The sequence below is a fragment of the Luteirhabdus pelagi genome, assembly GCF_016827595.1.
GTDB lineage: Bacteria > Bacteroidota > Bacteroidia > Flavobacteriales > Flavobacteriaceae > Luteirhabdus > Luteirhabdus pelagi.
The window spans coordinates 251,878-264,659 of sequence record NZ_JAECMS010000001.1 but is presented as its reverse complement, the minus strand read 5'-3'; the positions used below and the strand labels follow the sequence as shown (position 1 = coordinate 264,659).

The 12,782-nt window shown below is 42.0% G+C and carries 12 protein-coding genes; 10 read left to right on the top strand and 2 right to left on the bottom strand.

The features are described 5' to 3' along the window. Nucleotides 1–4 precede the first annotated feature (4 nt). The 9 genes from I4Q58_RS01225 to I4Q58_RS01185 all read left to right on the top strand — a co-directional run bounded on the left by I4Q58_RS01225 (nucleotide 5) and on the right by I4Q58_RS01185 (nucleotide 9,464). Nucleotides 5–544: a DUF922 domain-containing protein gene (locus tag I4Q58_RS01225; protein WP_203292918.1), complete on the top strand. Its 540-nt coding sequence runs from the start codon at nucleotides 5–7 to the stop codon at nucleotides 542–544. Continuing rightward, nucleotides 528–761 carry a DUF3820 family protein gene (locus I4Q58_RS01220; RefSeq protein ID WP_203292916.1) on the top strand — a complete coding sequence of 78 codons (234 nt, stop codon included), beginning with the start codon at nucleotides 528–530 and terminating at the stop codon, nucleotides 759–761. The genes I4Q58_RS01225 and I4Q58_RS01220 overlap by 17 nt, the downstream gene beginning before the upstream one ends. A gap of 76 nt (nucleotides 762–837) precedes the next feature. Further along, entirely contained in the window at nucleotides 838–1,227 is a 390-nt protein-coding gene (locus tag I4Q58_RS01215) for a hypothetical protein (RefSeq protein ID WP_203292914.1), read from the top strand. Between the two features lie 93 nt (nucleotides 1,228–1,320). After that, nucleotides 1,321–2,937, top strand: a complete 1,617-nt coding sequence (locus I4Q58_RS01210) for a CTP synthase (RefSeq protein ID WP_203292912.1) — start codon at nucleotides 1,321–1,323, stop codon at nucleotides 2,935–2,937. 93 nt (nucleotides 2,938–3,030) lie between these two features. Continuing rightward, nucleotides 3,031–4,914 carry a membrane protein insertase YidC gene (gene yidC, locus I4Q58_RS01205; protein ID WP_203292910.1) on the top strand — a complete coding sequence of 628 codons (1,884 nt, stop codon included), beginning with the start codon at nucleotides 3,031–3,033 and terminating at the stop codon, nucleotides 4,912–4,914. A 93-nt stretch (nucleotides 4,915–5,007) separates the two neighbouring features. Continuing rightward, nucleotides 5,008–5,697, top strand: a complete 690-nt coding sequence (locus I4Q58_RS01200; protein WP_203292908.1) for a toxin-antitoxin system YwqK family antitoxin — start codon at nucleotides 5,008–5,010, stop codon at nucleotides 5,695–5,697. A 4-nt stretch (nucleotides 5,698–5,701) separates the two neighbouring features. Next, on the top strand, nucleotides 5,702–6,895 hold the full coding sequence (gene mnmA / locus I4Q58_RS01195; RefSeq protein ID WP_203292906.1) for a tRNA 2-thiouridine(34) synthase MnmA: 1,194 nt from the start codon (nucleotides 5,702–5,704) through the stop codon (nucleotides 6,893–6,895). Between the two features lie 11 nt (nucleotides 6,896–6,906). Next, nucleotides 6,907–8,523, top strand: coding sequence for a S8 family serine peptidase (locus tag I4Q58_RS01190; RefSeq protein ID WP_203292904.1), 1,617 nt, complete (start codon nucleotides 6,907–6,909; stop codon nucleotides 8,521–8,523). After that, on the top strand, nucleotides 8,523–9,464 hold the full coding sequence (locus I4Q58_RS01185; protein WP_203292903.1) for an NAD(P)H-dependent flavin oxidoreductase: 942 nt from the start codon (nucleotides 8,523–8,525) through the stop codon (nucleotides 9,462–9,464). The genes I4Q58_RS01190 and I4Q58_RS01185 overlap by 1 nt, the downstream gene beginning before the upstream one ends. Before the next feature lie 5 nt (nucleotides 9,465–9,469). Here I4Q58_RS01185 and I4Q58_RS01180 read toward each other — a convergent pair whose 3' ends face one another. Together I4Q58_RS01180 and lysA are read right to left on the bottom strand one after the other, a co-directional pair. Beyond that, the gene (locus tag I4Q58_RS01180; RefSeq protein ID WP_203292902.1) at nucleotides 9,470–9,997 is read right to left on the bottom strand and encodes a DUF421 domain-containing protein; all 528 of its coding nucleotides are present in this window, start codon (nucleotides 9,995–9,997) and stop codon (nucleotides 9,470–9,472) included. A 92-nt stretch (nucleotides 9,998–10,089) separates the two neighbouring features. Beyond that, nucleotides 10,090–11,295 (bottom strand): diaminopimelate decarboxylase, encoded by a 1,206-nt coding sequence (gene lysA / locus I4Q58_RS01175; RefSeq protein ID WP_203292901.1) that lies wholly within the window; start codon nucleotides 11,293–11,295, stop codon nucleotides 10,090–10,092. 183 nt (nucleotides 11,296–11,478) lie between these two features. Here lysA and sucC point away from each other — a divergent pair, with 183 nt between their 5' ends. Next, complete coding sequence (gene sucC / locus I4Q58_RS01170) at nucleotides 11,479–12,669, top strand: ADP-forming succinate--CoA ligase subunit beta (RefSeq protein ID WP_203292899.1); 1,191 nt, start codon at nucleotides 11,479–11,481, stop codon at nucleotides 12,667–12,669. Nucleotides 12,670–12,782: the final 113 nt, after the last annotated feature.

Below are 12,782 nucleotides of genomic sequence, written 5' to 3'. Positions count from 1 at the left end.
ATATATGAAGCTATTTTTTCTCCCCCTGCTCGCTTCGTTACTGCTCTCGTTTTCGGTCGGTAGCGACGATGAAAAATTTGAATGGCAACCAACGGAAAGGCTTACTTGGGCCGATTTCAAAGGTGTGCCAATGCCTAATGGCGATTTTGTAGCCAGCACGAATAGTGGAATTTCATTTTCCTATTCAATTTCATTTAGAAACGGTATACCTTCTTTTTCCTATACCGTAACCAGCTATTTCTATCCACAGCTATCGTGGTATGTTCCTGAAAAGGTGAATGACCATATACTAAAGCACGAGCAATTGCACTTCGATATTTCAGAGTTACATGCACGTAAGCTACGAAAGCGACTTTCTAAACTTTCTGATGAGACGGTAACCAAGGAGAAAATAAAGAAGATTTATAATGCTGTTGAAGGGGAGCGTCGAAGTATGCAGGCTGCTTTCGATTTTGAAAGCGACCATTCCATCAACAAAAAGGAAGAGCAAAAGTGGCAGCAAAATATTAAAAAATTACTGCAGCACTATGAGCCTTGGCGCTGATTTCAATCCCGAACATCTAAGGGAGTTGGCTAATTACAAAATGCCCTTCGGAAAGTATAAAGGTTCCTTTTTGCTCGATATTCCGGAATATTATTACACTTGGTTTCGACAAAAAGGATTTCCCGATGGAAAATTGGGAAGGATGATGAAAGAGATGTATGAACTGAAAATCAACGGGTTAGAATCTGTGCTCCGTCCCCTTCAAGAAAAACGCTAATTTTTTTAAAATTTCAGCGATATTTCACGCAACGCATACGCCATTCCTGCATCTTGTTAGTGTTAACAACGCTATCATGGATATCACGCTTAAATACATCAAACCATTGCTTTATTGGCTTCCCGAGATGTATTTATTGTTGGCAACCGCATTTTATTGGGTGCTTACCGGGGTTTGGTTCAATCCATTCGCACTTTTCTTGATAGGGCTATTGGGTATTCAGATGTTGTACAATTCTAGGTCACTAGGACTTATCATAGCTTCCGTTTTCATACTATTGAACGGCTATCTTATTGCCGCGATGGTTTCAGACCTTATGGATATCGCCGTCTTCGGATATAGTGCACAACAGTTATTGGTTTTCGGATTAGCTTTTATGGGAATTAATTTATTCATGGCGTTTCGATTGTTGCTAAAGCACCTTCCCATGGCAATCCAGCCAACCTCCTTCAACGGAATCAAATAACATTCTGTTAGAATCACCTTTCATTTCAGCTTTGCCTTACGCAAGAAAACCCTATCTTTGCATCCCGTAAAGTAACTTCTGTAAAGCTACATCATGAGCACTACAAAATACATCTTCGTTACGGGCGGAGTTTCTTCATCGTTAGGAAAAGGAATCATAGCGGCTTCTTTGGCTAAATTACTGCAAGCTAGGGGATATCGTGTTACTATTCAGAAGTTAGACCCATACATAAATGTCGATCCCGGAACCTTAAATCCTTATGAGCATGGCGAATGTTATGTTACGGAAGATGGGGCGGAAACCGATCTAGATTTAGGGCACTACGAGCGTTTTTTAAATGTGAATACTTCACAAGCAAACAATGTTACCACCGGACGTATTTACCAAAGTGTGATCGATAAGGAACGCCGTGGTGAATTCCTTGGAAAAACAGTTCAGGTAGTTCCCCATATCACAAATGAAATTAAGGAACGTATTCAGCAGTTGGGAAATACAGGTGAATACGATATCGTTATTACCGAAATCGGTGGAACCGTCGGCGATATCGAGTCCTTACCATATATTGAAGCGGTGCGTCAGTTGCGATGGGAGCTAGGCGATGACAATGCGCTTGTTATCCACCTTACCCTTGTACCCTACCTTTCGGCTGCCAAAGAGTTGAAAACCAAACCAACGCAGCATTCCGTGAAGACCTTGATGGAAAGTGGAATTAAGGCAGATATTTTGGTATGTCGAACCGAACATGATTTATCCGACGATCTTCGAACAAAATTGGCGCTTTTCTGTAATGTGAAGAAAGAAGCGGTAATCCAAAGTATCGATGCCTCTACCATCTACGATGTTCCCAATATGATGTTGAAGGAAGGTTTGGATACGGTTACCTTGAAGAAATTGGGCATAGACGATAGCACCGAACCAGATTTGAAGCGTTGGAACGAATTTTTGCAGCGACATAAAAATCCGAAAGGAGAAGTTACCATCGGACTTATCGGAAAATATGTTGAACTTCAGGATAGTTACAAATCCATTCTGGAGGCCTTCATTCATGCCGGTGCAGAAAATGAAGTTAGGGTGAATGTGGTTCCGATTCATTCCGAAGATATTGAAAATGGCGCGCTTGAAGATATTTTAAAGCGAATGGACGGTATCTTGGTTGCCCCAGGGTTCGGGGAGCGCGGAATTGAAGGAAAAATTCAAGCGGTTCGCTATGCGCGTGAAAACAACGTTCCTTTCTTGGGTATTTGCCTGGGAATGCAGATGGCCGTAATAGAATATTCCCGAAACGTTTTGGGTCTATCAGATGCGAGTTCCACTGAAATGAACTCAAGCACTCAGAATCCGGTCATCAACCTAATGGAAAGTCAAAAGAACATTACCGATATGGGTGGTACCATGCGTTTGGGCGCTTGGAATTGTGCAGTTACGGAAAATACTATCGCACATAAGGTATATGGTGAAACCATGATTTCCGAAAGACACCGTCACCGCTATGAGTATAACAATGCCTATCGCTATCAATTAGAGGAGGCAGGTATGAAGGCTACCGGAATTAATCCAGACACCCAATTAGTTGAGATTGTCGAAATTCCAAAGCATCCTTGGTTTGTTGGGGTTCAATATCACCCAGAATATAAGAGTACCGTTGCCAATCCGCACCCGCTCTTTGTGGCCTTTGTAAAAGCGGTACATGACTATGCTGCCAAGAAATAAGACAATTTGGCGGATACTATCATATGGGCGGGATTGTTGAAAGACCACCCACAATAGAAAACTGTAAACGTGCTTCGGCACAACAATTTTAGAATGGAGAACAAAAAATTTGACGTCAATTCGTTAATAGGGTTTATCTTAATCGGGGCCATCCTAGTTTGGATGCTGTACCTACAGGCACCTTCAGAAGAGGAACAGCAAGCCGAACAGGCAAACACCGAAGCAGCTGCCGAAAAGGAGCAGAACGAAAATGAAAAGAAGGCCGAGGAGACCTCGCTCAACGAAGCAACGGAGGAAATGGCATCAGCCAATCCGCAGGATTCACTAGCCTACGATAAGCTTAAAAATCGATTGGGATCTTTTGCCTATTCTGGAACATTAGCTTCAGCAAAAAAAGGAGTAACCGTCCTAGAGAACGATGATCTCTATTTGGAGATTAGTAACAAAGGTGGGTATATCGAAGAAGCTCGCTTAAAGAACCATGTTACGTTCGACTCCGTTCCCGTTCATCTTATTAAAGATGGAAACGCGTCCCTTAACCTTCAGTTTTCAGCAGAAAATAGACTGTTAAATAGTGAAGATCTTTTCTTTGAACCTACAGTGACGAAAAACGATAGTAGTACGGTGGTTTCCATGAAATTGAAAGCATCCGAAAGTGGCTACTTGGAATATCGCTATGCGTTACCCGCCGAAGGCTATATGATGGACTTTAGCATTCAATCGCAAGGGCTCGATGGTATTTTGAACACTGCCCAACCTATGACGTTGGATTGGCAGTTGAAAGGGTATCGACACGCAAAAAGCATTACCTACGAAAATCGATATACGCGATTGACGTACGAATACGAAGATGAAAATCACGATAAGCTTTCTCCTACGGGCGAAGATGAGGAAACCGAAAAAGATGTAGCATGGATGAACTTCCGCCAGCACTTCTTTAGCTCGATGCTATTAACCGATACGCCATTTGAGGAAGTGAAATTTACTTCGGTCGATTTGGTAGAGGATGAAGAAGTGGATACTGTTTATACAAAGCAATACGGTGCTGAAATGAAATTAGCACCAAAAGCGGGGAATCTTTCCTATAATATGAATATGTATTATGGTCCAACCGATTACCAAATCTTTAAGGAATACGATCGTAATTTGGATGAAGCCATGCCGCTAGGATGGGGTATTTTTGGAACCATTAATAAGTACATTATTATTCCATTGTTCGGATTCTTGAGTTCATTCTTACCTGCGGGTATTGCGATTATCATGTTGACGATCGTTATTAAATTACTGTTGTCGCCAGTTCAGTACAAGCAATATCTTAGTTCGGCAAAGATGAAGGTATTGAAACCTGAGTTGGATGAAATTCGCAAAAAGCACGAAGGAAATCAGATGAAGATTCAGCAGGAAACCATGAAGCTTCAGAGCATTGCAGGGGCAAGTCCGTTAAAGGGATGTCTGCCCGCATTGATGCAGATACCGGTGTTCTATGCGCTGTTCACGTTTTTCCCAACCGCATTTGACCTACGCCAGAAGAGCTTTTTATGGGCGGATGACCTTTCGAGTTACGATAAGGTAGCCGAATTGCCTTTTCATATTCCATTCTATGGCGATCATGTAAGCTTGTTCCCGATCTTGGCATCGATTGCAATTTTTGCCTATATGATGATGAGTATGGGGCAGAACATGCAGGCGCAACAACAGCCAGGGATGCCAAACATGAAGTTTATCATGTACCTATCGCCACTGTTTATGTTGGTGTTCTTCAACAATTATGCGAGTGGACTTTCGTTATACTATCTGACCTCGAATCTTATTACCATCGGAATTATGTTGGTAATCAAGAATGTTATTATCGATGAGGATAAAATCCATGCGAAGATTCAGGAGAATAAAAAGAAACCGAGAAAGCAGAACCGTTTTCAGCGTAAGATGGCGGAAATGATGGAGCAGGCAGAAGAGCAGAAGCGAAAAGGAAAGTAATTTCTTTTTAAAATTCAGGCTGTTATACCTATTGCAAGCTTTTTTCTTCGGTATTATTTTTGAAGCATTACGTAGAAAAATTCAATCTTGAAAATGAAAAAAGCATTTCTGATCTTTTTTTCAATCCTAATGGTCGCTTCAACCGCGGTGGCACAGGAATATAACCAATTCGATAGTGAAGGGAAACGTCATGGCCAATGGCGTAAGTACTATCCCAATAGCAAGCAACTTCGGTACGAAGGACAGTTTTCACATGGAAAGGAAATAGGAACCTTCAAATTCTATTGCGAAAGCTGTGGCGATAAGCCCATGGTTACCAAATCCTTTTCAGAAGAAAATGAAAAAGCTTTGGTGAAGTACTTCACCATTAAAGGAAAACAAGTGAGTGAAGGCTATATGAAAGGTAAGCAGCGCGTGGGTGAATGGCTTTATTTTCATAAAAAAAGTGAAGCGGTAATGACCCGTGAATTCTACGAAGAAGGAAAGCTCCACGGAGTGAAGACGACCTACTATCCCGATGGAACGAAAACGGAGGAACTCAGTTTTGAAAACGGAGAAAAGCAAGGTCCAAACAAGTATTATTCACCTGAAGGTGTCTTGCTGAAAGAATTGCAATACGAGAACGACAAATTGAACGGTCCGGCCAAATACTTCGATGCAGATGGAAACGCAGTGATTGAAGGTCAGTACAAAAATGGTATGAAGGACGGGGTCTGGAAATATTACAAAGACGGGAAGGTTGAAAGAGAAGAAACCTTTCCAAAAGAATATAATAGGAATTAGAAACATGAAACCAAAGAGAGTAGTTGTTGGATTAAGCGGTGGGGTCGACTCCAGCGTAGCAGCCTATCTTCTTAAGGAGCAAGGATACGAGGTAATCGGCCTATTTATGAAGAATTGGCACGACGATTCGGTAACTATTTCGAATGAATGTCCGTGGTTGGAAGACAGCAACGATGCTATGTTGGTGGCTCAGAAACTGGGAATTCCGTTTCAGACGGTCGATTTAAGTGAAGAATACAAAGAACGGATTGTCGATTATATGTTCCGCGAATATGAAATGGGCCGTACGCCAAATCCTGATGTACTTTGTAATCGCGAGATAAAGTTTGATGTCTTTCTGAAAATTGCCATGAGCTTAGGCGCCGATTTTGTGGCAACCGGTCATTATTGCCGAAAGGGAAGTATTGACAAAAACGGCGAAACCATCTATCAATTGTTGGCGGGTAAGGATAACAATAAAGACCAATCGTATTTCTTATGTCAGTTATCGCAAGAGCAACTGGCCAAGACTTTGTTTCCCATTGGAGAATTGCAGAAAGCTGAGGTTCGAAAAATAGCCTCTGAACAAAACTTAGTTACCGCCGAGAAGCGCGATTCGCAAGGATTGTGTTTTATCGGAAAAGTTCGGTTGCCCGATTTCCTTCAGCAACAATTGAAACCGAAGAAAGGAGCAATCGTTGAAGTACCGGTCGACTATGAAGGCTATGAAAATGGCGTGATAGACTATTCCTCTGAAGAAGAAGAGTGGCAACAATTAGCGGCTAAGTATCAATATTCCTATGAAGACGGAAAAGAAGTGGGAACTCACGACGGCGCACATTTCTTCACCAAAGGGCAACGAAAGGGACTTGCGGTAGGAGGCACCAAAGAACCTCTATTTGTAATCGATACGGACGTGGAGAAAAATATTATCTATACGGGTCAGGGGAAACAGCATCCCGGACTGTATAGAAGAGGTTTATTTGTAAAAAATGAAGAAATCCATTGGGTACGAGAGGATCTGGAACTCTTGGAAGGTGAGTCCTTGGCTGTTATGGCTCGAATTCGATATCGGCAGCCGTTGGAAAAAGCAGTGCTACATCAAACGGTTTCAGGTCTATATGTTATCTTTGATAACCCCCAATCTGCCATTACTGAAGGTCAGTTCGTGGCCTGGTATCTAGACGATGAATTGTTAGGTAGCGGGGTTATCTCTTAATAAAAATGATTATGAAAAAAATTACGATAGGATTACTAATGCTCTGCTCTACGCTTGTGTTTTCACAAGAAGACGCTTTGGTTTTCTTCGCAGACAAGGAAAATGTAGCCGATGCATTAGCCAATCCATTAACCATTCTTACGCAGGATGCTCTCGATCGAAAACAATTACATGGAACGCCTATAGACGAACGCGATGTACCCGTTACACCCTCTTATGTTTCCGAAATAAAGGATCAGCCAGGCATTACTGTCTATGCAAAATCGAAGTGGATGAATAGTGTCTACGTTCGAGGAAGTCAAGCGAATATTGAAAATTTGGTAAACCTTTCATTCGTAGAGGAGATTGAATTCTTAAATGATAATTTAAACTTTAGTCCACCGATTTCTGGAACCCGTGATAAATTCGAAATTGAAAACAATTCACAGCGCGTAGTATACGATTATGGCTTAGCCGCAAATCAAGTTGAAATGATCTCAGCCGATTACCTGCATGAACAGGATTTTACGGGTGCTGGCATTGTAGTGGCTGTATTAGACTCTGGATTCCCAAATGTTACGTCGATCCCTGGATTTTCCGATATGATAAATGAGGGCCGACTTTTGGGAACCTATGATTTTGTATTGAAGCAAGAGACTCTGGATAATACGAGTTCTCACGGTACGCGTGTCTTAAGTGATATGGCTGCGATCGACGAAGGTCAGCTAGTAGGGACGGCACCCGGAGCTTCTTACTATTTATATAGAACAGAAGATACAAACAGTGAAAATCCAGTAGAAGAAGCTTATTGGGTAGAGGCGTTGGAACGTGCCGATAGTCTTGGTGTTTATGTTACCAACACTTCACTCGGCTATCAGGATTTCGATGATGCTTCTTATGATCATGATTATTCAGATTTGGACGGGCAAACTACAATTGCCGCTCGTGGTGCCAATCATGCTTTCGATAAAGGAATGCTCTTGGTAACTTCCGCGGGAAATGATGGCAACGGATTCGGATTTGTTGCCACTCCAGCCGATGCTCCCGGAGTGTTAACCGTAGGGGCAGTAGATGGAAGTGAAAATTATGCAAGTTTTAGTTCTTATGGTCCAACCAGCGACGGCCGTATCAAACCAGATGTTATGGCACAAGGAGAGAATGCTGCGGTTATCGGTCAGTTTGGCGATGTATTTTTCAATAATGGAACCTCATTTGCTTCGCCTATCATGGCAGGAGCAGTAGCTTCTTTATGGCAAGCGCGTCCACAGACAACCAATGCCGAGCTTATGCAAATCGTTCGTGAAGCTTCCTCGATGTTCGAAAACCCATCGAACACCATGGGGTACGGAATTCCTAACTTTGAAGAGGCGCTAATGATGTTACAACAATTGGACACCGACGAATTTTTGTTAGAAAATGAATTCGGCGTTTATCCAAATCCAGTTCAGGAGTATCTTACTGTTTCGTTCCCTAGGAATATCACATCAGCAGAACTTACCCTTATGAATGTTCTCGGTGAAAGAGTATTGAAAACCAAGGTTTCCAATACCAACAATAGGGTAGAGGTTTCGAAACTGACTTCAGGTGTCTACATTGCGGCTATTACTTCCGAAGGAAAAACCAATAGCTTTAAAATAATCAAGAAATAGTGAAAAATAGGATTACCGAACTTTTCAATATACAATATCCACTTATTCAGGCTGGAATGATTTGGAACAGCGGTTGGCGGTTGGCTAGTGCTGTTAGTAATGAAGGCGGACTTGGATTGTTAGGAGCTGGGTCGATGTATCCAGAAGTACTTCGAGAACATATTCAGAAATGCCAGAAAGCGACCAATAAACCCTTTGGAGTGAATGTACCGATGCTGTATCCAGATATCGATACCATCATAGATATTATTATTGAAGAAGGAGTGAAAATCGTTTTTACTTCTGCTGGAAACCCAAAAACCTATACTTCAAAATTAAAAGAACACGGCATAATCGTAGTACACGTGGTAAGCAGTGTGAAATTTGCTCAAAAGGCGGAAGCAGCCGGCGTAGATGCCATCGTTGCTGAAGGATTCGAAGCGGGCGGCCATAATGGTCGTGATGAGACAACTACCTTTACGTTGATTCCAATGGTTCGTGAGCAAATCGAGATTCCACTTATTGCCGCAGGAGGCATTGCCACGGGACGAGGAATGCTAGCGGCTATGGTATTAGGAGCCGACGGTGTTCAGGTAGGAAGTCGATTCGTTGCTTCGGAAGAGGCCAGTTCGCATCAAGCCTTTAAAAAAATGGTTGTTGAAGCCAAAGAAGGTGATACCATGTTAACCTTAAAGGAATTGGCTCCAGTCCGTATGTTGAAGAATAAGTTCTTTGAAGACGTGATGGAGCTTTACACAAAAAGTCCCTCCAAGGAGGATCTCCAAAAATTGTTGGGACGAGCACGCGCCAAGAAAGGAATGTTCGAGGGCGATCTAGAAGAGGGTGAACTTGAAATCGGTCAGATTGCTGGACTCATTCACGATATAAAGCCAGCGGCACAGATTGTAAGAGACATCATTTCAGAATTTGAAACCGTAAAAAAAGAAGTTTCAAGCCTTTAAGAATATCAACTTTTTACGCCTTGTAAAAGATAATCCTCTATATCTACCTGTTCACCATCGGTATGTAAAACACTTACGTCTCCCGTAGTCTCCAATACAACCGCCATTACTTGTTCCAATTGAAGAACGTTCGCTTCGCGTAGTTTCGATTGTAACTCCGATTCGGTAACTCTAGCACGTTTCATATTGTCAGTCAGTATTTCTCCCTTTCGCATCAGTAGGATAGGAGTGTTGTCTACTACTTTTTCAACATTCGAACTTTTGTGTCGCAAATAGGTAATGAAATAATTAACGGCATATAGCATCAATAGTAAAGCGGCACCTGTCAAAATGGATGGATTTCCCGTATTCACCGTCATTCCGATAATATTACCGATAGCAACGGTAATCACGAAGTCGAACCCCGTCATTTTACTGAAGCTTTTTAGTCCAAATATTCGAGTATAGACAACCACTAGCAAAAAGACAACTAAGGTTCCGATAAAGACTTCAGGTAAGTACGAAAGATTCTTAAGGAAATGATCGAGTTTCATTATTAGAGTATTTTAGGTTGGTCGTCCTAAATTACCGTAAATGTTCAGTGCAATCAATAGGTTTAAGAAAACTTTGCGATACTATTGGAATATTAAATATCTATATTTAGTTGATTACGCGTTAGATCCTCAAATGTTTCGCGTTTTCTGATAAGATGCGCTTTTTCATTATACCACAACACTTCCGCTGGGCGATAACGAGAATTATAGTTGCTGGCCATGGCAAAGCAATAGGCACCTGCATTTTGAAACGAAAGATAATCGCCTTCCCTGATTTCAGGAATTCGTCTATTATTGGCAAAAGTGTCGGTTTCACAGATATATCCTACCACGCTGTAAAAGCGTTCCTTCCCTTTTGGGTTCGAGATGTTTATGATACCGTGTTGCGAACCATATAACATCGGACGAAGTAAATGGTTAAAGCCAGAATCGACCTGAGCAAATACGGTAGAGGTGGTTTGTTTCACTACGTTCACTTGAACTATTAAACGCCCCGATTCACTTACCAAATATTTTCCAGGCTCGAACGCTAAGGTCAAATCTCTTCCGTAATCTTCACAAAACTGATTGAACCGTGCTCCGAGTTTTTCGCCTAACTCCTCTACATCGGTTTCAATATCACCTTCGTGATACGGCACCTTAAACCCACTTCCGAAATCCAAAAATTCCAAGTCAGGAAAATGTTCGGCGGTTTCAAAAAGGATTTCAGCGGCATGAAGGAATACTTCAATATCCAAAATATCACTTCCCGTATGCATGTGAATTCCGTTAATATGCATTCCAGTATTGTTTACGATGCGTTGGATGTGTGGCAGTTGGTGAATAGAAATGCCAAACTTGCTATCGATGTGGCCCACCGAAATATTGGTATGGCCACCTGCCATAACATGTGGATTTATACGAATACATACCGGGGTTTTTGGATACTTCGCTCCAAATTGTTCAAGGATGGAAAGATTATCGATGTTAATCTGTACCCCAAGGGCTGCAGCAGTTTCAATTTCAGCTAAAGAAACGCCATTCGGAGTAAAAATTATATCCGAGGGATTGATGCCGGCTTCAAGTCCTAGCTTCACCTCTTGTATGGATACCGTATCCAATCCGCTCCCCAACTTTTTTAAAAGTTTCAGCACAGCGATATTAGAAAGCGCCTTTACTGCAAAGTGAATTTTTAACTGTTTCACCTTCGAAAAGGCAGCTGTTAAGCGTTCGTACTGCGATGCGATGGTCTCGGCATTATAGGCGTATACCGGACTTCCAAATTGCTGAGCGATTTCTAATAACTCTTCTGTCTTCATATCTGAGTATAAAAGGCTCAAAAGTAGCTTGCTTCAACTTCTTCATTTCCTAATAAAACCTTAAAATTTTATAATGATTTGATACCGTTAGGACAACGCTGGGAATGTTTCCAAAAAGTGGTCTTGAATCGCTAACATTTTTGCTATTTTTGTGCTTCTGAAACCAAGCCATAAAAAGCGATTATGAATTTACACGAATATCAAGGAAAAGAAATATTGAATAGTTTCGGCGTAGCCATTCAGCGTGGTATCGTAGCCCAAACTCCAGAGGAAGCGGTAGAAGCCGCCAAAAAACTTACTGAAGAAACAGGAACCGGTTGGCACGTTATTAAAGCCCAAGTGCATGCGGGTGGACGTGGAAAAGGAGGCGGTGTGAAGCTTGCCAAGAATCTTCAAGAGGTAAAGGATATCGCAGGCGATATTATCGGAATGAACTTGGTAACGCCGCAAACAAGTAAAGAAGGTAAAAAAGTACACCAAGTATTGGTAGCTGAGGATGTGTACTATCCGGGCGATAATGAACCAGAGGAATATTACATGAGCGTTTTGTTGAACCGAGCGACCGGAAAGAATATGATTATGTATTCTACGGAAGGAGGGATGGATATCGAGACTGTTGCCGAAGAAACACCACACTTGATATTTAATGAGGAAATTGATCCTGCACACGGACTTCAGCCCTTTCAGGCACGTCGTGTAGCGTTCAACTTAGGTTTGAGTGGAAAAGCTTTCAAGGAGATGACAAAATTCGTTTCAGCATTATATAAAGCGTATACCGAATCCGATTCCTCTCTTTTTGAAATCAATCCTGTGTTGAAGACCAGCGACGATAAAATTATCGCAGTCGATGCGAAGGTAACGCTAGACGATAATGCATTGTTCCGTCATAAAGATTATGCCGCGATGCGCGATAAGCGTGAAGAAAACCCTGTAGAGGTAGAAGCCAAGGAAGCTGGGTTAAGCTATGTCGATTTGGACGGTAATGTAGGGTGTATGGTGAATGGTGCCGGATTGGCAATGGCCACTATGGATTTGATCAAACAAGCGGGTGGAGAGCCAGCGAACTTTCTTGACGTAGGAGGAACGGCCGATGCTGAACGCGTAGAGACTGCTTTTAATCTTATTCTGAAAGATCCTAGCGTAAAGGCTATCTTAGTCAATATCTTCGGTGGAATCGTACGTTGCGATCGCGTGGCGCAAGGAATTGTAGATGCCTACAAAAATATGGGCAATATCGATGTGCCTATTATTGTACGTTTACAAGGTACCAATGCCGATAAGGCAAAAGAACTGATTGATAACAGTGGATTAGCCGTACAAAGTGCGGTTGAGTTTAAGGAAGCTGCCGACAAAGTTCAGGCAGTGCTTTCTTAGCGATTCACTAACTTATTTTCAAAAACCTCCAGGTATACTGGAGGTTTTTTTGTTAAAATTTGGTGCTTTTTCCATCTTTTCGGCTTTTTTTATTGAAAAACTGTAACAATCAC